Source organism: Curtobacterium sp. JUb34, from assembly GCF_003755065.1.
GTDB lineage: Bacteria > Actinomycetota > Actinomycetes > Actinomycetales > Microbacteriaceae > Curtobacterium.
Genome location: NZ_RJVH01000001.1, coordinates 1256445 through 1276797, shown reverse-complemented (window position 1 = coordinate 1276797; position 20353 = coordinate 1256445). Strand labels below are relative to the sequence as shown.

Sequence of the window (20353 nt, the reverse complement as noted above, 5' to 3'; positions counted from 1 at the left end):
CCCGCTGCACCGGCCGGTGTGCACAGCGTTCAGCGGACTGGTTCTGCGCCGACCGGCCGGATCGTGTTGTCGTGGTCGACGCCGATCGCGCAGGTGCAGACGACGCCGAGGGTCTCGGCGGTCTGCGTCAGCCGGAACCGCTCGACGTGCGGCGGGCCGACCCGACGGTCGAGCGGGTGGGTGTCGTGATCGTGCACGGTGGTCCTCACAGACTCGTGGTGGTGCGGATGTCCGGTGCGGCAGCGGCCCGAACCGCCACCGCACCGGAGGGCCCGAGGCGACCCGAACGCCGCGGCCCCGTGGAGACGCACGCCGGTACCCGCCGGCGCGCGTCGGAGGTCATGGACGCCGGTGGCGTCGCGCCCGGAGCGCAGTGCGAGTCATGGGTCCCTTTCCCGGGCGGAGGTCCGCCACTGCTGATCCATCCCCCGGCGGTGCGTCGGGAGACCTGAACGGTCCGGTGCCAGACCGAGGACGACGGGTGGTGAGGCCGCCTTCCTGTGCAAGCTACCAGGGGCGTGCCCCCGGCCCATACCCCCGTTCCGGGGTCGGACGGTGGAGGACCGCTCGTTGACAGTTAGAGATCAAACAGTTAGAGTCCTGATCATGCAGGCACCGGACCTCACCACCCCGCTCGAACTCATGCGGTGGATCGGATGGGCACAGCGCAAGGCGGCCGACGAGTGGGTCCGCGATCGGGACCTCACCCGCGAGCAGAGCTTCGTGCTCGGGTACCTGCAGCAGAACCCCGGGGCGATCCAACGCGACATCGCCGAGATCACCCGGACCAGCGCGGCCAGTGTCTCGAGCCTCCTGCAGGGCCTCGAGCGGCGTGGCCTCGTCGAACGACGCCCCGACGCCACGAACGGCCGGACGAAGACCGTGCACGCCACCCCGGCGGGCACCGACCTCATCGCCGGCTTCACCGACGCGATGGTCGCCCTCGACGACACCCTGCTCGCACCACTCGACCCCGACGAACGGGCCACCCTGCAGCGTCTGCTGCAGAAGGTGACCGCGGAGCTCGCACCGCCGACGCGGTAGCGCCCCGACCCGGCAACGTCCCCGACGCGGGAGCGCCGCCCCGGGACCGACGTCACCGGCGCGCTCGACGCGCCACGGGCCTCCCGGCCCCACCCCCGCACGCGACGACATCCCGTCGCGCCCTCCGCCCTGCCCAGAAGGAGGCAGTCATGACCACCACGACCCCCGAGAACACCGCCGCGGCCACGAACCGCTGGTACCTCTCCGCCGCCCCGATCGCCCGGGCCCTCGTGCACCTGTGCGTGCCGATGGCCGCCGCGATGGTCGTCAGCGCCCTGTACAACGTCATCAACGCCGGCTTCATCGGCGCGCAGCACGACACGTCGCTCCTCGCCGCGATCACCTTCGGCACCCCGCTGCTCGGCATCGTCATGGCCGTCGGCGGCGTGTTCGGTGTCGGCGGCAGCGCCCTGATGTCGCGCCTGCTCGGTGCCTCGGAGCACGACCCCGCCAAGGCCCGGGACATCAAGCACGTCGCCTCGTTCGCGCTGTGGGGTGCCGTCGTCACCGGCGCGGTCCTGGCCGTCGTCGGGCTCGTGTTCCTGCGCCCGCTCGTCGCCGTGCTCGGCGCCGACGCCGCAGCGGTCCCCGCCACGAGCGAGTACGTCGCCGTGATGCTCGCGTTCGTTCCGGTGCTCGCCTCGTCGTTCGCGCTCGAGCAGATCGTCCGCTCCGAGGGCGCTGCACGCCAGGCGATGATCGGCCTCGTCCTGTCGACCGTCGGCAACCTGGTCTTCGACGTGCTCTTCATCCTCGTGCTGCACTGGGGTGTCGGCGGCGCTGCACTGGCCGTCGGGCTCGCGAACGTCGTGTCGATCGCCTACTGGGTGACCTGGCTGCAGCGGAACAGCGAGAACGTCAGCTTCGCCCCGAAGTGGTTCACCCTCCGCGCCGACGTCCTGAAGCCCGTCTTCGGCATCGGCGTCGGCGAACTGCTGCAGTCGGCCTTCCTGATCGTCACCACACTCGTGCTCAACAACCTCGCCGCCGCCTACGGCGACGACCCGCTCGCCGCCATGGGCGTCGCGGTCCGCATCGCGCAGGTCCCGGAGTTCCTGGTGATGGGCGTCACGATCGGTGTCCTGCCGCTGCTCGCCTACGCGTTCGGCAAGGGCGACGCCGCACGGCTCCGGGCCGCCCTGCGCGGAGCCGCCGTCACGGTCGGCGCGATCGTCCTCGTGTTCTCGGGCGCGGTGTTCACGTTCCGCGAGCAGGTCTTCACGATCTTCTCCGGTGACCACTCGGTACTCGCGATCGGCCTGACGATCCTGACGGCACAGCTCGTCGCCGCGATCGTGAACGGGTTCACGGGGCTGCTCACCTCGCTGTTCCAGGCGACCGGCATGGTGCTGCCCGCGATGGTGCTGTCGCTGGCACAGGGCGTGCTGTTCGTCCCGATCGTGATCGTCGGCAACGTGTGGTTCGGGCTCGCCGGGATCATCTGGGCGCTCACCGTCACCGAGGTCATCGTGTTCGTGGCCGCCCTGGTGCTGTGGCTGGCATCGCGCGGGAAGATCGCCCGCGGTCTGGCCGCCGGCAGCGAGGAGCGGGCGGACGCCGCGCTCGCGGAGGCGCCCGCCGCGTAGCGCCGCGTTCGCATGGTGAGCAGAAGAGGTCGGGTCCCGTTCCAGGACCCGACCTCTTCTGCTCACGAAGCGGGGTGAACGCGGCCGGCGTCGGACGGGAGGCCCGTGCCGGCCGGGTGGCGGGCCTCCCGTCCGGTGCGTGCCGGGTCGCAGGCACGGCGCATGGTGAGCAGAAATGGTCGGGTCCCGGAAGGCGACCCGACCATTTCTGCTCACGAAGTGAGCGGGGCGCGCTACGCGCGGCCGCGGCCGCGGCCGCCGCCGCCGCCGCGGCGCAGGAGGAGCACGACGACGGCACCAGCGGCGAGGACCGTGCCGGCGCCGAGCGCGACCCAGACGCCGGGCGCGATCCCGGGCGCGGAGTCAGGGGCACCGTCCGAGGCCCCGGTGGCCGTCGCGGTCGACGTCGGAGACGGAGACACCGGTTCCGACGTCGGCGGAGTCGTCGCGGACGGTGTCGCGACCGCGGCCCGGTACTCGAACCCGTACGAGCCGTCGATCGGGTGCCCGTCCGGCGACACGTACCGCCAGAGCACCGTGTACGCGCCGTTCTCGAGCTCGACGGCCTTGCCCATCGTCATGCCGGACACGGTCACGTCGCCCGTCGACACGTCGGTGCCGTCGGCGTCGGTGACCTGGATCCGCAGTCCAGCGTCGAGACCCGCGAGCGGTGCCTCGCTGAACGTCAGGTCGATCCGGTCGAGCGGCTCGGTGACGACCGCGCCGTCAGCGGGCGTGCTGCTCGTCAGCGCCGAGTGCGCCGAGGCCGGCTGGACCCCGAGGATCGCGAACAACCCACCGATGACGATCGCGAGGGAAGCTGCCGTCGTTCGTCCTGTCCGCATGCACAGACTCTACAAGCCGTAGAGCAGCGGACCGGACGGGTCAGATCTGCTCGCCGAGGAAGTCGGCGTAGGACGGCTCGCGCCGAGCGTCGCCCGTGGCGGTGGAAGCGTGGCCCGTGCCTTCGAGGCGCTCGGCCACGAGGGCTTCGAGGTCCTCGGGCGACCGGAGACCGTGGCGGTGCCAGTCGTTCTGCATTCTGGCGGTCATGATGACCAGCCCTTCGTCGAGATGATGCGCATCTCGGATTCGTCCGGATCGACCCGCTGTGCCAGACCCCACATCTGTGAGGAGCATCGTGACGACGGGTCCCTGATGACCGATCCGGTACCTCCACGGTAGGGGTTCCGTCCGACGTCGTCGAGCGCGATGCGCTTCTCGGCCGACCGCGCGCCGCTGGCTGGTCGGCCGTACCGTCGACGCATGGAGATCCTCTTCGTCCACGGCGCCCTCGTCCGCGACGGTGCCTGGTGGTGGCAGCCCACCGCTGACCTGCTGCACAGCCGCACCGGCATCCGCAGTCGGGCGGTCGCCCTGCCCTCCTGCGGCGAGGGACCGGCGGGACACCCCGAGGGCGGGCTCGCCGAGGACGCAGCCGCCCTGCGTGCCGCCCTCGACGACAGCGACGGGGCGATCGTCGTCGGGCACTCCTACGGCGGCACCGTGATCGCCGAGGCCGGACGCCACGACGCCGTCGCACAGCTGCTGTACGTGTCCTCGTACCTGCCCGACGTCGGCTCCGCGCAGGCCGGCATCATGGCCGACGAGCCCGACCCCGTGTCGATCGGTCCGGCCGGTGACGGAGTCCTGGCCGTCGCCGGGTACGACGCCGCGTCCTTCGGTGCGCGCTTCCTGCAGGACGCCGACACGAGCACCCAACGCGCCGCCTGGGACCGGGTGACCGCCCAGACGGCGGGGGCGTTCGTGACGCCGACGACGGCAGCCGGGTGGCAGGACGTCGGCTCGACCTACCTCGTCTGCACCGAGGACCGCAGCACCACCGTCGGCCTGCAGCGCGCGCACGCGGCGCGGGCGACGCGGAGCGTCGACGTGTCGACCGGGCACCACCCGTTCATCACGCGGCCCGACCTGGTCGTCGAGCAGCTGGAGCTGCTGCTCGGAAGTGCCACGGCCTGAGCCGGGGCAGGGCGACGGACGGGAGGTGCGGTGCCAGCTGGCACCGCGCCTCCCGTCAGGCTCTTTGCGCGTCCACGGCGCGCGACCGGTCGTGTGGTACCGGTCACGTCGCTCTGCGCTCGTCAGTCGGTGCCGGAGTCGAAGGCCGCGCCCTCGGAGGCGAGGTCCGTCCGACGACCGAGCGCGTCCTCGGCGTCCGAGGCGATGACGGCGCCGCCGAGGATCTCCTCGGACTCGCCCGCCTCGAGCTCACCGACGAGCTCGGCCGTCGCACCACCGATGAGACCGGCGGCCGCGTACTGCTCGAGCCTTGAGCGGGAATCCGCGATGTCGAGGTTGCGCATCGTCAGCTGACCGATGCGGTCGTCCGGACCGAAGGCGGCGTCGCCGACCCGCTCCATCGAGAGCTTGTCAGGGTGGTAGGACAGCGCCGGACCGGTGGTGTCGAGGATCGTGTAGTCGTCGCCGCGACGCAGGCGCAGCGTGACCTCGCCCGTGACGGCCGAAGCGACCCAGCGCTGCAGGGACTCGCGGAGCATGAGCGACTGCGGGTCGAGCCAACGGCCCTCGTACATCAGTCGCCCGAGTCGGCGGCCCTCGTTGTGGTACGACGCGACGGTGTCCTCGTTGTGGATCGCGTTGAGCAGCCGCTCGTACGCGATGTGCAGCAGGGCCATGCCCGGTGCCTCGTAGATGCCGCGGCTCTTCGCCTCGATGATGCGGTTCTCGATCTGGTCGGACGCGCCGAGGCCGTGACGACCGCCGATCGCGTTCGCCTCGTAGACGAGTGCGACAGCGTCCGTGTACTCCTCGCCGTTGATCGCGACGGGGCGTCCGGCCTCGAAGCGGATGCTGACGACCTCGGTGGCGACCTCGACGTCGTCACGCCAGGCGGCGACGCCCATGATCGGCTCGACGATGTCCAGGCCACTCGAGAGCTCCTCGAGGCTCTTCGCCTCGTGCGTGGCACCCCAGATGTTGGCGTCGGTCGAGTACGCCTTCTCGGTGGAGTCGCGGTACGGGAAGCCGCGGGCGACGAGCCACTCGCTCATCTCCTTGCGGCCGCCGAGCTCCTCGACGAACTCGGAGTCCAGCCACGGCTTGTAGACGCGCAGACGCGGGTTCGCCATCAGGCCGTAGCGGTAGAACCGCTCGATGTCGTTGCCCTTGTAGGTGGAGCCGTCGCCCCAGATGTCGACGCCGTCCTCCTTCATCGCGCGGACGAGCATCGTGCCCGTCACCGCACGACCGAGGGGCGTCGTGTTGAAGTAGGTCTTGCCGCCGGAACGGATGTGGAAGGCGCCGGTCTGCAGGGCGACGAGGCCTTCTTCCACCAGGGCACTCTTCGCGTCGACCAGGCGCGCGATCTCGGCACCGTACTCGTGGGCGCGGCTCGGGACGGCGTCGATGTCCGGCTCGTCGTACTGACCGATGTCAGCCGTGTACGTGCAGGGGATCGCCCCCTTCTCGCGCATCCAGGCAACGGCGCAGGAGGTGTCGAGACCCCCTGAGAACGCGATGCCGACTCGTTCGCCGACGGGGAGACTGCTCAGGACCTTGGACACGGGGTCAATCGTACGGGGAGACCGGGGCACGCTACCGTCCAGCGCGACGGTTGTGGAGAACTCGTCCCGCGAACCGGGAACCGATCCGCTGCGCCCGGACAATACAGGGCATGAACCAGATCACGGGGGACCGAGCGGACTGGGCGCTGGGCATGGCCGGCGACGGCCGAGCGGTCGGACGGGTCTTCGACCGCCACGCCCCACGCCTGCGCCGGCACGCCGTCGGCCTCGTCCCCACACCGGTCGACGCCGACGACGTCGTGGCCATCGCGTTCCTCGAGGCCTGGCGGAAGCGCGAACGCGTCCGCTTCGTCGACGACTCCATGTTGCCCTGGCTGCTCGTCACGGCGACGAACACCGCGCACAACCTGACCCGCGCCACGCGCCGTCACCGGCTCTTCCTCGGGAGGTTCCCGGTCGACGACCCCGCTCCCGACCCCGCAGAGTCGTTCACCGACGCCGAAGCGGTCGCAGCGTTGCGCGGGCTCCCGATCGCAGACCAGCGGGTCCTCACCCTCTGCGTGCTCGAAGGCCTCGGCGAACGCGAAGCGGCCGCAGCCCTCGGGGTCGCACCGGGCACCGTGAAGTCCCGGCTCCACCGGGCGAAGGCACGACTCCAGCAGCAGTACTCGACGTCAGCGGAACCCCTCGGAGGCACACTGTGAACGACGACATCTCCCCTCGTCTCGCCGCGATGCGCGACGCCCTCGTCGCCGACGTCGACGCAACGGCCCACCCCGCGCGTCCGCGGCGACGACGACCCACTCGCGGCACGGTCGCCGCGGTCGTGACGGCCTTCGCCGTCGGCGCCGGACTCACCGGAGGGATCACGGCTGCGGCGCTCCCCGGCGCCACCGCGGACAGGGCACGCGAGGATCTGCTCGCGACGACGACCCGCTACGGGACGGTCGAGGTCAACCACGCATCGATGCTCGGCTCCCCCGCGTTCACCGTCACCCACGGCGACGCCTCGTTCTCCCTCGGCGCTCGGCCGGAGGGAGCCGACCGGGTGACGCTCACGTGGGAGTGTCTCGACCCCGGCACCTTCACGGTCGAGGTCGGCGGGACGACCGTCGCCGACGCCGTCGCGTGCACGCCGGGTTCCATGCCGCGATGGAGCCTCTCCCCGCTGACCGGATCCGGAGCGGCCGCCGTGTCGGTCTCCGGTGGCGGCGGTGCCCGCTACGCCGTGTGGGCGTCGTGGGCACGGTCGGCACGGATCGCGCAGCCCTCGCCCCAGCAGCAGGCTGCGATCGCCGACGGGACCATCACCCTGGCCGAGTACACCGCCGCCTTCGACCGGCTCGCGGCCTGCATGGCGCAGGCGGGGCACCCGATCGGCGACGTGGCGCCGTCGTGGTACGCCGACGGCTTGTGGTCGAGCACGGGCCCCGGCGCCGGCCCGTGGTACATCTGGTCGACGCCGACCGAAGCCGTCGACGTCCTCGACACGCAGTGCGCACCGCGCGAGTTCGAGCAGGTCGACACGATCTGGCAGGGCGAGCACCCGATCCCGGAGGACCCGCCGGCCGCGGGGTGATCCGCGGCGCAAGGCTTCGGTGCCCCTGGACGGCGCTGCAGGGACGCGAACCCCCTTCGACCTGCTGGTGCCCCTGGACGGCGCTGCAGGGACTCGAACCCCTCGACCTGCTGGTGCCCCTGGAGGGACTCGAACCCCCAACCGTTTCCTTAGGACGGAACTGCTCTTCCATTGAGCTACAGAGGCTGGCCCGTCCACTCTAGCGGCGGAACGGCTCCAGGAAGGTCGTGAGCTCGTCGACGTACAGCGCCGGCTGCTCGAACGGCGCGAAGTGTCCCCCGCGCGGCATCATCCGGTAGGACACCAGGTTCGTCGTCCGCTCGAGCCATGCGCGCGGCGGCTCCACGAGGTCGCCGGGGAACATCGAGAACCCGGAGGGCACCTCGACCCGTCGGGCCGACTGCTCCGGCGGGATCGCGGCGTTCGCGTGGTACATCCGCATCGCCGAGCCGATCGTGCCGGTGGCCCAGTACTCGGTCAGCAGCGCGAGCACCTCGTCCTGCGTGTACACCGACCACAGGTCGCCGTCGCAGTCACTCCACGACCGGAGCTTCTCGACGATCCACGCGGCGAGCCCGGCGGGTGAGTCGTTCAGGCCGACCGCGACGGTCTGCGGCTTGGTGCGGTGCATCATCGCGTAGGCGCCCTCGGCGTCGCGCCAGCGGGCGGTCGCGGCGACGAACCCGCGTTCCTCCGGCGACAACGTGTCGAGGTCGATGCCAGGCCAGGCGAGCCCGCCGTCGATGCGGTGCACGGCGACCACCCGGTCGGCGTGGTCGAGCGCGAGGTAGCGGGCGACGTGCGTGCCGATGTCCCCGCCGGCGACGGCGAACCGCTCGTATCCCAGCTCCGTCATCAGCTCTGCCCACATGCCGGCGACCGCGCGGGCGTCGATCGGCTGCGGCGGGGCCTCGGAGAACCCGTACCCGGGCATGTCCGGTACGACCACGTCGAACCCGGCCTCGACGAGCATCGGCAGGACCTTGCGGTACCGCCACCCGGAGTCGGGCCAGCCGTGCGCGAGCAGGAGCGGCAACGCGTCGGGCGTGCTGGCTCGGGCGTGCAGCACGTGGATCCCGGTGCCGTCGATCGTCAGCCGTCGGCTGGGCAGCGCGGCGAGCTGTGCCCGGTGCGCGTCGAAGTCGAAGCCGTCGGCCCAGTACGCGATGAGTGCCCGGAGTTCGTCGACGTCCGCCCCGAGCGACCACCCGGCGCCGGCGGGAGCATCCGGCCACCGCGTGGCACGCAGTCGCGCGCGGAGGTCCTCGATGGTCGCGTCGTCGATCTGCGGTGTCTCGCCCATGGCGGCGACGCTACTCAGCGGGACCGACACCCGGACCGCGGGCGCCGTCCGACGTCGTCAGCAGCAGTCGCAGGCGTCGCTCGCACGCTCGCCGGTCAGGGCGCCGACCGGCTGCTTGCAGGCGTCACCGCGCCAGGCCTCGAGCCCCTCGCGCACCGCGAACACGACGACGACCAAGCCGGCGACCGGATCAGCCCACGACCACCCGAACAGCGTGTTCAGGAGCAGACCGATCAACACCGCGGCGGACAGGTAGCTGCACACCAGGGTCTGCTTCGAGTCGGCGATCGCCGATGCCGAACCGAGCTCCTTGCCGGTACGACGTTCGAGCAGGCTGAGGAACGGCATCACGGCAAGGCTCACCGCCGCCAGCACGATCCCGACGGGGCTGTGCTCCGGCTCGCGCACCCCGGTCAGGGTCAGCACCGCGTCGACCGTGACGTACAGCGCCAACCCGAAGAAGGAGACCGCGATGACCTTGAGCGCGACGCGTTCCCGCGCTTCGGGGTCCGGCCCGGCGAACTGCCATGCAACCGCAGCGGCGGACAGGACCTCGACGACGGAGTCGAGTCCGAAGCCGATGAGGGCTGTCGAGGACGCCACCGAACCGGCGGCGATCGCGATGACCGCCTCGATGACGTTGTACGTGATCGTCGCAGCGACGATCCACCGGATCCGTCGCTGCAGCACTCGTCGGCGGTCGGGGACGACCGCAGCCGTCACCCCGGTCATGCGCCGGGTCCGCAGCAGAGCGGGACGTCGCAGTCCTCGTCGGTGCACGCTTCGCCGTCGTCGACGGCGAGCACGACCTCGAGAAGCGAGCGGATCGCGGCCCCGAGGTGCGGGTCGGCGATCTCGTACCGGGTGGAGCGCCCCTCGGGCACGGCGACGACGATCCCGCATCCGCGCAGGCAGGCGAGGTGGTTCGAGACGTTCGAGCGGGTGAGCCCCAGGTCGGTCGCGAGCCGGCCCGGGTGGACCGGCGCCTCGAGCATCTCGAGCAGGATCCGGGATCGTGTCCGGTCCGCCATCGCCCGGCCGAGCCGGTGCATGACGTCGAGCCGCGGTGCAGTGGTCAGCATGCACTGACCATACAGCGTTCGCTGACCTATTGGATCCCCATCGGCAGGCGGACCCGGGATGCGGCAGGCTGAGACCGTCAGCCACCCACCAGGCACCACACACACCACAGGGGAACCACATGACGGATCAGACGACCGAGAACGCGTGGCAACGCTTCTGGGCACGCGGCGGGTGGTGGCGTTCGATCCTCCTCGCCGCCGTCTACCTGCTCGTGTACCTCGGCATCAGTCAGCTGATCGGCCTGTTCGTGCGGCCGTTCATCGACCTCGACGACCTGTACGGCGACCCCGCGAGCGTGCTCTTGGCCTCGATCCTGCCGATCGGCCTGATGGGCCTGCTCCTGCTGCTGTTCGCGCGCTCACTCGGGTGGTTGCCGCCCCTGTTCCGCCGGCGCACTGCACGCGCCCCGCGGTGGATGTGGATCGCGGTCGTCATCACCGTCGTCCCGCCGGTGATGAAGCTCGCCGGCACCGACTGGTCCCGGTTCACCCCCACGCTCGTCCTCGCAATCCTGTTCTTCGGCCTCTGCGTCGGTTTTGCCGAAGAACTGCTCACCCGGGGTCTCACGGTCGAGCTGCTCGAACACCACGGGTACAGCGAGCGTGCGGTCTACGTGCTGTCGTCGGTCGTCTTCGGGTTGATCCACCTGCAGAACCTGCTCGGCGGCGGCAACCCGCTGCTCGTGTTCGCGACGGTCGGCTACGCGATGGGCTTCGGCGCGATGATGTTCCTCGCGCTCAGGGTGAGCCGGTGGCTGATCGTCCCGATGCTCCTGCACGCCCTCACCGACCCCACCACCCTGATGGCGGCGGGCGGGCTCAACGACGCACACGCCGTCGTGACCGGCGGATCGCACGCGCTGGTCACCTTCGCGTCGCTGTTCAACTTCGTCTACATCGCCTTCGGCATCGTTGCGGTCTTCCTCCTGCCGGGCCGCAAGCGCGCGCTCTGAACGCACCCACCTGACGGACTGGAGGCACGTGGCGGGTTCGCCATGCGCCTCCAGTCCGAACACGGTGAGCAGGAATGGTCGGGTCGGCGATCCCGACCATTCCTGCTCACGAAACGTGGCGCAGGCCGCTACGCGGCCACCAGGTACTCGTCCCACTCGGCCTGCGGACGTTCGATGCCGCGAACGACCCACGACGAACCGTGCGGGATCTTCGGACGGAAGCGCAGCCGCCACCCCATCTCCTGCGGGGTGCGGTCACCCTTCTCGTTGTTGCAGGCCAGGCAGCAGGCCACGAGGTTCTCCCACGAGTCCTGCCCGCCGCGCGACTTCGGCTGCACGTGGTCGATGGTCGTCGCGTGCCGGTCGCAGTACGCGCACCGGTTCGCGTCACGGCGCAGGACGCCTCGCCGCGACACCGGCACGAGTCTCGAGTGCGGGATGCGCACGTACCGGGTGAGGATGATGACGGACGGACGGTCGTAGCTCGACGTCGACCCGGTGACCGGGTGTTCGAGGTCGGCGGCGACGACGGAGGCCTTCTGGTTCATGACCAGCACGAGGGCTCGTCGGAACGAGATCACCGCGAGGGGCTCGTAACCGGCGTTGAGGACGAGAGTGCGCATTGGTTCCCTTCCGACGTGCCTGGACGGCTTCCAGGCGCTGCGGGTGCGTCGGACCGGGGTCCTTCGCAGGTGACCGTCGCTCGCGCACACGTCCCCTGAACCACGAAGAGCACCACCCGGATGGGCAGTGCTCTCGTCATGCAGGGGCGTGCTCGTGCACGCAGGCGGTGGTCGACCGTATGTCGATGCGCGCGCGCCGACCCATGGTTCGGGTCGTGCGGAACATCGACATGGGGTCTCCCTGCTCGGGGCCTTGCGGACCGGTGCAGCGCCAGGCTACGTCAGAAACCGGCCCGGCACGAGGGTGCACGGGCCGGTTCCGGCGATGTTCACGGGATCGATGCCCCGCGGTCGGGTCGGACGCCGCGGCGCCGCAGACGCCTCAGATGCCGAAGCGGACGATGTGGTAGTCGCTGGTCCAGATCGGACGGATCGACACGGAGCCACCGGGCTTCGGGGCGTCCATGATCATGCCGTTGCCCATGTAGAAGCCGTCGTGCGCCTCGTTGTTGAAGATGACGACGTCACCGGGCTGCGCCTCGGACTCGGGGATCGTGGTGCCGGCCTGGTCCTGCAGCGGCACGGAGTGCGCGAGGTTGATGCCGTACTGCGCGTACACGAACATGACGTAGCCCGAGCAGTCGAAGCCCGACGGGTCGGCGCCGCCGAAGACGTACGGGGTGCCGATGTACTGCTTGGCGGTCGCGACCACGGCCGGCAGCGAGAACGGGGTGTCCGCGGCGGTCGAGCTGGCCACGTAGTCGGCGGCGGACGGGCCGGTGTACGAGGCGTACTGCTCGGCGGTCTGCGCACGCGCGGCCTGGGTCGCGGACGCCTGCTCCTCGGCGTCGGCTGCGGCCTGCTCCGAGGCCGCGGCCTGGTCGGCCGCTGCCTGCTTCGCCGCTGCGCGGGCGTCGAGCGTCGCGGTCGAGGTCGCGCCGTAGCCGTCGCGGCTCGTGCCGGCCAGGGCCACCGCGTCGGACACCGAGAACTCCTGGCTCTCGGTCGCGCGGACCTGACGCTGGGCGTTCGCCGCGTCGGTGCCGGTGGCGGGCTGCGCGGCGAAGGCCGGTGCGACCGCCACGGTGCCGAACATGCCGGCGGCGACCGTCAGGACGATGGGGGCGAGGAACTTGCGCTTGCGCGAAGCCGAACTGGCCTTCGCTGCGGTGGCACTGGCTGCAGCCTGCGCAGCACGACGGCCGCCGGGGAGCGGCGCGGACCGCACGGGGACGACCTTGCGGGTCGGGCGCGCATCGGCCTGGCGGGCGGACCGCCGGGTGAGCGGGGCGTCGGTGGCGTTCTCGGTGTTCGTCGGGTTCGCGGGCGTCTGGTCGTCCGCGGCGGAACCGGTCTGCGTCAAGGGTGTGGTCTCCGGCGTCTCGTCATCACGCTGCCGTGGGTGTCCGGCGACGTGCAACCCCATCCGTTCGTCATCGTTTCCGATCGAGGCAGGAGACGGGTTCGAGACGTCCTGCCACGGGTCTCCGGCTCAGGCGCAGCGCGGGGACTCGACGAGTGTACGGGGCCGTCGTTACCTTGTCGAGATGAAACGGCCCGTTTGTAACGAAACGGTTAAGAAGCCCTGGTCAGAGCAGGGAAATCAGTTCCGCTCGATGTACACGTGCTGCGCGACCTCGACGGGGAGCTCGATGCCCGAGTCCTCGCCCTCGACACGCACGGCGACGTAGGCCCCGGCGCGCTGCACGCCCGCGAGCCGACCGGGCATGACGCCGGCCGTGCGGAGCTGGTGCAGGAGCTCGGGTTCGAACTGCACGGGCTCGCCCAGACGTCGGATCACGCCGGTCGCGACGGCGTCGGTGCCCTCGGTCGCGGCGACGATGTTCTGCACGCCGTCGAGGAACCCGGCGGCTGCGGGGCCGCCGATCTCGGCCAGGCCGGGGATCGGGTTGCCGTACGGCGACTCGGTCGGGTTGCCGAGCATCTCGAGCAGGCGGACCTCGACCTGCTCGCTCATGACGTGCTCCCACCGGCAGGCCTCGTCGTGGACGAAGGCCCAGTCGAGCCCGATGACGTCGGCGAGCAGTCGCTCCGCCAGACGGTGCTTGCGCATGACGTGGGTGGCGCGTGAACGACCCTCGTCGGTGAGTTCCAGGTGGCGGTCGCCGGAGACGACGACCAGGCCGTCGCGCTCCATGCGGGCGATGGTCTGCGAGACCGTCGGGCCCGAGTGACCGAGCCGCTCCGAGATGCGGGCGCGCAGCGGAACGATCGCCTCCTCCTCCAAGTCGAGGATGGTGCGAAGGTACATCTCCGTGGTGTCGACGAGATCGGTCACGGTCCGCCTCTCATGTCTGGGCCCAGCGGCCACCACCCTACTTGTTCGGACCGACGAACTCCGACCGACACTTGCACGGGGCAAGAAGAGCGCCGCAGCCGCACCCCGCCGGGCAACCCCGTCCGGCCGGTACAGGCGCACCAGCACTGGGATCGCGCTCGGTAGGATCGGCGCATGGCAGACATCGTCATCCCCGCCGAACTCCTCCCCACCGACGGCCGCTTCGGCTGCGGACCGTCCAAGATCCGCGGCGCGCAGCTCGAGTCCCTCGTGACGCGCGGGGCCACGATCCTCGGCACGTCCCACCGCCAGAAGCCCGTGAAGGACCTGGTCGGCAGCGTCCGCTCCGGGCTCGCCGACCTGTTCCAGGTCCCCGAGGGCTACGAGGTCGTCCTCGGCAACGGCGGTTCGACCGCCTTCTGGGACGCCGCCGCGTTCGGCCTCATCGAACGCCGTGCGGAGAACCTGTCCTTCGGCGAGTTCGGGTCGAAGTTCGCCAAGGCCGCCGGCGCACCGTGGCTCGAGGCGCCGCACGTCGTCGAGGCCCCCGGCGGATCACTCGCCGCGCTCGAGCCGATCGACGGCGTCGACGTCTACGCCTACCCCCACAACGAGACCTCGACCGGCGTGATGGCCCCGGTCGTCCGCGCCGCCGGTGACGCCGGAGCACTGACGGTCGTCGACGCCACGAGCGCCGCCGGTGGTGCCGCGTTCGACGTGGACGCCACCGACGTCTACTACTTCGCACCGCAGAAGAACTTCGCCTCCGACGGTGGCCTGTGGCTCGCGCTGTTCTCCCCCGCCGCGATCGAGCGCGTCGAGCGCATCGCGGCGAGCGGCCGGTACATCCCGGAGTTCCTGTCGCTCAAGAACGCCGTCGACAACTCGCGCCTGAACCAGACGCTGAACACCCCGGCGATCTCGACGCTGCTGCTGCTCGACGACCAGGTCCGGTGGATCAACGAGTCCGGCGGCCTGGCGTGGGCGGACACCCGCACGAAGACCTCGTCGTCGACGCTGTACGACTGGGCCGAGTCGGTCGACTACGCGACCCCGTTCGTCACCGATCCCGCAGCCCGCTCGCAGGTCGTCGCCACGATCGACCTCGACGACTCGATCGACGCCAAGGCCGTCGCCGCGACCCTGCGCGCGAACGGCATCGTCGACACCGAGCCGTACCGGAAGCTCGGCCGCAACCAGCTGCGCGTCGCGACGTTCACCGCGATCGACCCGGACGACGTCGCGAAGCTCGTGCAGGCGATCGACTTCACGGTCGACGCCCTGCGCTGACCCCACGCCCCGCCGTCCGGTCGGCGGACACCTGGGAAACGACGAAGCACCACGGGAGACCGTGGTGCTTCGTCGTTCTGGCGGTGCGGGTCAGGAGCGGTGGAAGTCCGGGTCGACCTCGCCCGCGTCGAGCTGGTCGACCACGAGGTCGGCGTCCAGGTCGACCGGCCGCACGCGCTGGGCGCGGCGACGGCGGGGCGGCTGCGGAGCCTCGTCGACTGTGTCGTCGTCACCGTCGGAGGCGTCATCGTCGACCTCGGCGAGCGCGTCGACGTCCACACCCTCGATGTCGTCGTCGTCCGACTCGTCCAGGTCGTCCTCGTCGGCGTCGAAGTCGTCGTCGTCATCCGACTCGTCGTCGGCTTCGTCGTCGTCCGCGTCGTCGTAGTCGGCGTCCTCGTCCGAGTCGTCGTCCGACTCGTCGTCGAAGTCGTCGTCCTCGTCGTCGTCATCCGAATCGTCGTCGGACTCCTCGTCCGACTCGTGGTCCTGCGCCGCCCGGTACTCGGCCAGTCGCTCGGACCACGGCACCCACTCCGGTGCCACGAGCGAACCGTCGCCGGGCATCAGCTCGACCTCGAGCACGGTGGGGTCCTCGTCGCCGACCTTCGCGACGCTGACGGTCCAGCGCCAGCCGGGGTACCCCGGCATGCGGTTCGCGAACAGGACGGAGACGACGCCGTCGCCCTCGTCCACGGTGCCGACGGGCGCGCCGATGCTCGACTCCGGGGTCACCTCGAGCAGCGCGGTCCGCGCCAGGTCGGTGTAGTCAACAGGTACTGCGTCGCTGTCTGTCATGGGGTCACGCCTCCAACTGGTCTGCGACGTGCCGCAGGATGGCGGCGAGTCGATCGCCGTTCTTCGGGTAGCGGCCGTGGCGGAGGTCTCCGCTGATCCGGTCGAGTTCCTTCACCAGGTCCTCGACGATCACGGCCATGTCGTCTGCGGAGCGACGGGTCATCCGGGACAACGACGGCTGCGGGTCGAGGAGCCGCACGGACAGTGCCTGCGACCCCTTCTTGCCCTGCACGACGCCGTACTCGAGCCGGGATCCCGCCTTCACGGTCACGACGCCGTCGGGCAGCGAGGAAGCGTGCAGGAAGACCTGGTCGCCGTCGTCTCCGGTGATGAAGCCGAAGCCCTTGTCGTCGTCGTAGAACTTGACCTTGCCGGTGGGCATGCGTGGACTCCTCGAGGTCGTGGTACGGCCGTGGTGCGTCGGATATCCTGGGTCGATGGCCAATCCGACCCGATCAACCGGGAACCCGCAGGATTCCGCAGAACCCCCGGTGACGTTCAATCGTACCGAACGCGCTCTGGCGTTCATGGTCGGTGGCATCTTCATCGCTGCGTTCCTCTGCATGGCGGCGATGATCGTCATGTGGCTGACGGTCCCGAGTGCGCAGGGCTCCATGCCGTGGCCGGTGATCATGGCGATCCCGCTCGTCGGGTTCCCGATCGGCATGGTGCTGGTCTTCACGCTCCTCGGCATCACCTGGACGCGTCGCGCACGAGCCAACCGGACGGCTCGCTGACGTCCGCCCCGGACGCTGGCACCGGACGATGACGACCACCGCCGACCTGGCCGCCCGACTCCGGGCGCTGCCGGACGACTCCCTCGAACGACTCGTCGCTGCGCGGAGCCTGCCCCCGGCCGCCCTCGGCGAGACCGGTCCGCAACGGATCACCGACTTCTTCGACCTGGCCGAGGCGCTCCGCACCGACGACGCCGTCGACGCCGCGGTCGAGCACCTGCCCCGCGCCACCATCCTGGCGCTCCGTGACGGCGGCGACGCCGACAGCCTGGGCCCGGCGATCACGCTCGGCCTGGCCGACGAGGACGGCGCCGTCGACGACGCGGTCGCCGCACGCGTGGCCGCTCACCCCGACCTCGTGGCACTGGAACGGTCAGGAGGCCCGGATCGCCCCGACCGCGCTCCGCACGCCGACGACGTGGCCGGTCAGGACCGCGCACGCACCTCCGGCGCGGAGCAGGCGTTCTCGAGCATGACCGTGCTCGCCGAACTGCTGCGTGCGGTGGACGCCGGCTCGGTCCGCGAACTCGTCAAGGGCGGCATCGGCACACCACTCGCCAAGGCCCTGGCCGAGCGCATCGGCACCGAGGCGGACGTCGTGCCCGGGAGACTGGAACTGCTCGACCGCGTGGGCTTCGCGGACCCGGGCTCCGGCCGCTGGACGGTCACCGACGCCGGGCAGGCCTGGCTGGTCGCCGACTGGCCGGACCGCTGGGCGACGCTGGTGTCGGCCTGGGCGGACACCCTCGGTACCGCGGTGCACGAGGTCCTCGCGCTCGCAGACGACGACCTGCGCGACCTCGTGGCACTCGGACGCTGGGCGTACCCCGCGGGCTCCCGTTGGCTCGACGCCCTCCTGCTCGACGCCGCCGGTACCGCCGGTTCGCTCGGACTCGCGGTCGACGGCATCGTCACGAGCACCGGCCGGGCGCTCCTGGACGGTGACGCCGGGCCCGCGTCGGAGGACCTGCCCGGCACCGTCGACCAGGTGTACCTGCAGCACGACCTGACCGTGATCGCTCCCGGGCCCCTCGCACCGGTCGACGACGCCGCCCTGCGCACGGTCGCCGTGCTCGAAGCCCCCGGGTTGGCCGCCCGGTACCGGATCTCCGAGGACACCCTGCGCGCGGCGTTCCGTGCCGGGCACTCCCGCGACGACGTCCTGGCGCTGCTCACCCGACTTTCGTCGACGGGTGTCCCGCAGCCGCTCGCCTACCTGGTCGACCAGGTCGCCGGACGCGACGGCAGCATCGTCGTCGACCGCGGCGAGGGTGGGGTCGGCACCGTGGTGCGCGGCACCGCGGACCAGCTCGACCTCATCGGTGTCGACGCCGAACTCCGGCAGATGGCGTGGGAGCGCAGCGACCTGACCACGCTGACCACCCGCTACCCGGCGCACGTCGTGCACACCGCGCTCGAGGACCAGCGCTACCCGGCCGTGCTCGCGACCGGCGCCCGCCCCGAGACGCACCACGGGCCTCCCGGTCGGCGCAGCCCCACCGGACGCTCGCCGGAACAGGCGGCGCACGCACTCGTGGAACGACTCCGCCTCACCACCCAGCGTGGTGACGCCGAGCCGGAGCAGGAGTGGCTGGGACGGCAGATCGACCTGGCCGTGCGCGGGCGGACGCCGATCCGGCTCACGGTCCGCATGCCGGACGGGTCCGAGCGGCCGTTCTCGATCATCCCGACCTCCGTCGCGGCCGGCCGCGTCCGCGGCCGTGACACCAGCGTCGACGTCGAACGCACGTTGCCGCTGTCGCTCGTCGTGGCGGTCGAGAGCGACGCCTGAGGGGCGCGGTCACCCGAACGCAGGTGACGACGGCTAGGCTGGCAGGTCATGAACGGACCGCTGATCGTGCAGAGCGACCGCACCGTGCTCCTCGAGGTCGCTCACCCCGACGCCGAGGACGCACGCCACGAGCTCGCGGCCTTCGCCGAACTCGAACGCGCCCCAGAGCACGTGCACACCTACCGCATCACCCGCCTCGGCCTGTGGAACGCACGGGCCGCCGGACACGACGCCGAGGCGATGATCGCCACCCTCGAGCGGTTCGCCAAGTTCCCCGTCCCGCAGAGCGTCACGGTCGACATCCGTGACACGGTGTCGCGCTACGGCCGACTCGTCATCCGGCGGGAGGAGCGCGAGGACGCACCGGTCATCGCGAACTCCCCCACCGAGGAACTCGAGCGCCTGCCCGTCCTGCTCCTGACCGCCGAGGACCCGTCCGTGCTGGCCGAGGTCATCCGGTCGAAGCGGATCAAGCCGTTGCTCGGCGACATGCGGAGTCCCTCCGAGGTCGAGCTGCAGCCGTGGGCTCGCGGGCAGATCAAGCAGGAGCTCGTGAAGCTCGGTTGGCCGGCCGAGGACCTGGCGGGCTACACGCCCGGGCAGCCGCACCCGATCGACCTCGACACGGCCGAGTGGCACATGCGCCCGTACCAGGAGCAGGCCGTCGACACGTTCTTCGCGCAGGGCTCCGGTGTCGTCGTGCTGCCCTGTGGCGCCGGCAAGACCCTGGTCGGCGCCGGTGCGATGGCGACCGTCAAGGCGACCACGCTCATCCTCGTGACGAACACCGTGTCCGCACGGCAGTGGCGCAGCGAGCTCCTGAAGCGGACGACCCTGCAGCCGGAGGACATCGGCGAGTACTCGGGCAGCGTCAAGGAGATCCGGCCGGTCACGATCGCGACGTACCAGATCCTCACCGCCCGTCGGAAGGGCGAGTACACGCACCTGTCGCTGCTCGACGCCCTCGACTGGGGCCTCATCGTGTACGACGAGGTCCACCTGCTGCCGGCGCCGGTCTTCAAGCTGACCGCGGACCTGCAGGCACGCCGTCGCCTCGGCCTCACGGCGACCCTCGTGCGCGAGGACGGCCGCGAGGGCGACGTCTTCTCGCTCATCGGTCCGAAGCGCTACGACGCTCCGTGGAAGGAGATCGAGGCGCAGGGCTACATCTCCCCTGCCGAGTGCTACGAGGTGCGCATCGACCTGCCGCACCAGGAGCGCCTGGAGTACGCGGCCTCGAGCGACGACGAGCGCTACCGGCTCGCCGCCACCTCGCCCGCGAAGACCCCGGTCGTGCGGGAACTCATCGAGAAGCACCGCGGCGAGCAGATCCTGGTGATCGGGCAGTACATCGACCAGCTCGACGAACTGGCCGCGTCGCTCGACGCGGCCGAGATCACCGGTGCGACCCCGGTCGACGAACGCGAGCGGCTGTACGACGCGTTCCGAGCCGGCGAGGTGGACGTGCTCGTCGTGTCGAAGGTCGCGAACTTCTCGATCGACCTGCCCGACGCCACCGTCGCGATCCAGGTCTCCGGTTCCTTCGGGTCACGGCAGGAAGAGGCGCAGCGCCTCGGACGACTGCTGCGTCCGAACAAGGACGGCCTGCCCGCCTCGTTCTACACGCTCGTCGCGCGGGACACCGTCGACCAGGACTTCGCGCAGAACCGGCAGCGGTTCCTCGCCGAGCAGGGGTACTCCTACACGATCCTGGATGCCGACCAGGTCCAGGCGCCCGTGGGCTGACGTACGCACCGCTCT

General features: G+C 71.0%; 22 protein-coding genes and 1 tRNA gene. 10 read left to right on the top strand and 13 right to left on the bottom strand.

Going from position 1 to position 20353, the window contains the following annotated elements; translation table 11 throughout:
• Positions 1-29: 29 nt before the first annotated feature.
• Positions 30-197 carry a hypothetical protein gene (locus EDF63_RS18620; RefSeq protein WP_185021301.1) on the bottom strand — a complete coding sequence of 56 codons (168 nt, stop codon included), beginning with the start codon at positions 195-197 and terminating at the stop codon, positions 30-32.
• Positions 198-606: 409 nt separating this feature from the next.
• Between EDF63_RS18620 and EDF63_RS06180 the strand changes: the two genes are divergently transcribed.
• Positions 607-1044 carry a MarR family winged helix-turn-helix transcriptional regulator gene (locus EDF63_RS06180; protein WP_123312049.1) on the top strand — a complete coding sequence of 146 codons (438 nt, stop codon included), beginning with the start codon at positions 607-609 and terminating at the stop codon, positions 1042-1044.
• A gap of 149 nt (positions 1045-1193) precedes the next feature.
• The gene (locus tag EDF63_RS06175; protein ID WP_123312047.1) at positions 1194-2630 is read left to right on the top strand and encodes an MATE family efflux transporter; all 1437 of its coding nucleotides are present in this window, start codon (positions 1194-1196) and stop codon (positions 2628-2630) included.
• 233 nt (positions 2631-2863) lie between these two features.
• Here EDF63_RS06175 and EDF63_RS06170 read toward each other — a convergent pair whose 3' ends face one another.
• Both EDF63_RS06170 and EDF63_RS18615 read right to left on the bottom strand, forming a co-directional pair.
• Positions 2864-3475 carry a copper resistance protein CopC gene (locus tag EDF63_RS06170; protein ID WP_123312046.1) on the bottom strand — a complete coding sequence of 204 codons (612 nt, stop codon included), beginning with the start codon at positions 3473-3475 and terminating at the stop codon, positions 2864-2866.
• 40 nt (positions 3476-3515) lie between these two features.
• Entirely contained in the window at positions 3516-3683 is a 168-nt protein-coding gene (locus tag EDF63_RS18615; RefSeq protein WP_185021300.1) for a hypothetical protein, read from the bottom strand.
• Between the two features lie 213 nt (positions 3684-3896).
• Between EDF63_RS18615 and EDF63_RS06165 the strand changes: the two genes are divergently transcribed.
• Entirely contained in the window at positions 3897-4610 is a 714-nt protein-coding gene (locus EDF63_RS06165; protein ID WP_123312237.1) for an alpha/beta hydrolase, read from the top strand.
• A 122-nt stretch (positions 4611-4732) separates the two neighbouring features.
• Here the strand turns inward: EDF63_RS06165 and argG are convergent, their stop codons facing one another.
• The gene (argG, locus tag EDF63_RS06160; protein WP_123293324.1) at positions 4733-6175 is read right to left on the bottom strand and encodes an argininosuccinate synthase; all 1443 of its coding nucleotides are present in this window, start codon (positions 6173-6175) and stop codon (positions 4733-4735) included.
• Between the two features lie 110 nt (positions 6176-6285).
• On the opposite strand from argG, the gene EDF63_RS06155 reads away from it, so the two are divergent.
• Complete coding sequence (locus EDF63_RS06155; protein WP_123312044.1) at positions 6286-6840, top strand: RNA polymerase sigma factor; 555 nt, start codon at positions 6286-6288, stop codon at positions 6838-6840.
• Positions 6837-7715 (top strand): hypothetical protein, encoded by an 879-nt coding sequence (locus tag EDF63_RS06150; protein ID WP_123312042.1) that lies wholly within the window; start codon positions 6837-6839, stop codon positions 7713-7715. Before EDF63_RS06155 ends, EDF63_RS06150 begins: the two co-directional genes overlap by 4 nt.
• Positions 7716-7826: 111 nt before the next feature.
• Here the strand turns inward: EDF63_RS06150 and EDF63_RS06145 are convergent.
• The 4 genes from EDF63_RS06145 to EDF63_RS06130 all read right to left on the bottom strand — a co-directional run bounded on the left by EDF63_RS06145 (position 7827) and on the right by EDF63_RS06130 (position 10100).
• Positions 7827-7901 (bottom strand) — tRNA-Arg (locus EDF63_RS06145).
• A 13-nt stretch (positions 7902-7914) separates the two neighbouring features.
• Positions 7915-9018 carry an epoxide hydrolase family protein gene (locus EDF63_RS06140; protein WP_123312040.1) on the bottom strand — a complete coding sequence of 368 codons (1104 nt, stop codon included), beginning with the start codon at positions 9016-9018 and terminating at the stop codon, positions 7915-7917.
• Between the two features lie 57 nt (positions 9019-9075).
• The gene (locus EDF63_RS06135) at positions 9076-9750 is read right to left on the bottom strand and encodes a cation diffusion facilitator family transporter (protein WP_123312038.1); all 675 of its coding nucleotides are present in this window, start codon (positions 9748-9750) and stop codon (positions 9076-9078) included.
• Positions 9747-10100, bottom strand: a complete 354-nt coding sequence (locus tag EDF63_RS06130) for a helix-turn-helix transcriptional regulator (protein ID WP_123312036.1) — start codon at positions 10098-10100, stop codon at positions 9747-9749. Before EDF63_RS06130 ends, EDF63_RS06135 begins: the two co-directional genes overlap by 4 nt.
• A gap of 119 nt (positions 10101-10219) precedes the next feature.
• Here EDF63_RS06130 and EDF63_RS06125 point away from each other — a divergent pair, with 119 nt between their 5' ends.
• Positions 10220-11053 (top strand): CPBP family intramembrane glutamic endopeptidase, encoded by an 834-nt coding sequence (locus EDF63_RS06125; RefSeq protein ID WP_123312034.1) that lies wholly within the window; start codon positions 10220-10222, stop codon positions 11051-11053.
• 128 nt (positions 11054-11181) lie between these two features.
• Here the strand turns inward: EDF63_RS06125 and EDF63_RS06120 are convergent, their stop codons facing one another.
• The 3 genes from EDF63_RS06120 to EDF63_RS06110 form a co-directional block, all read right to left on the bottom strand.
• The gene (locus EDF63_RS06120; RefSeq protein ID WP_123312032.1) at positions 11182-11676 is read right to left on the bottom strand and encodes an HNH endonuclease; all 495 of its coding nucleotides are present in this window, start codon (positions 11674-11676) and stop codon (positions 11182-11184) included.
• Positions 11677-12058: 382 nt separating this feature from the next.
• Positions 12059-13102 (bottom strand): C40 family peptidase, encoded by a 1044-nt coding sequence (locus EDF63_RS19055; protein WP_123312030.1) that lies wholly within the window; start codon positions 13100-13102, stop codon positions 12059-12061.
• A gap of 177 nt (positions 13103-13279) precedes the next feature.
• Positions 13280-13975, bottom strand: a complete 696-nt coding sequence (locus tag EDF63_RS06110; protein ID WP_123312028.1) for a metal-dependent transcriptional regulator — start codon at positions 13973-13975, stop codon at positions 13280-13282.
• Positions 13976-14149: 174 nt separating this feature from the next.
• Between EDF63_RS06110 and serC the strand changes: the two genes are divergently transcribed.
• Complete coding sequence (gene serC, locus EDF63_RS06105) at positions 14150-15265, top strand: phosphoserine transaminase (protein ID WP_123312026.1); 1116 nt, start codon at positions 14150-14152, stop codon at positions 15263-15265.
• Between the two features lie 90 nt (positions 15266-15355).
• On the opposite strand, the gene EDF63_RS06100 is transcribed toward serC, so the two are convergent.
• Together EDF63_RS06100 and EDF63_RS06095 are read right to left on the bottom strand one after the other, a co-directional pair.
• Positions 15356-16063, bottom strand: coding sequence for a DUF3027 domain-containing protein (locus EDF63_RS06100; RefSeq protein WP_123312024.1), 708 nt, complete (start codon positions 16061-16063; stop codon positions 15356-15358).
• Between the two features lie 4 nt (positions 16064-16067).
• Positions 16068-16445: a cold-shock protein gene (locus EDF63_RS06095; RefSeq protein WP_111085215.1), complete on the bottom strand. Its 378-nt coding sequence runs from the start codon at positions 16443-16445 to the stop codon at positions 16068-16070.
• Between the two features lie 109 nt (positions 16446-16554).
• Between EDF63_RS06095 and EDF63_RS06090 the strand changes: the two genes are divergently transcribed.
• From EDF63_RS06090 to EDF63_RS06080, 3 genes are read left to right on the top strand one after another with little or no spacing between them, the layout of a single operon-like run.
• Entirely contained in the window at positions 16555-16800 is a 246-nt protein-coding gene (locus EDF63_RS06090; protein WP_148061738.1) for a hypothetical protein, read from the top strand.
• Between the two features lie 28 nt (positions 16801-16828).
• Entirely contained in the window at positions 16829-18592 is a 1764-nt protein-coding gene (locus EDF63_RS06085; protein WP_123312020.1) for a helicase-associated domain-containing protein, read from the top strand.
• A gap of 48 nt (positions 18593-18640) precedes the next feature.
• On the top strand, positions 18641-20338 hold the full coding sequence (locus tag EDF63_RS06080) for a DNA repair helicase XPB (RefSeq protein ID WP_123312018.1): 1698 nt from the start codon (positions 18641-18643) through the stop codon (positions 20336-20338).
• Positions 20339-20353 lie beyond the last annotated feature (15 nt).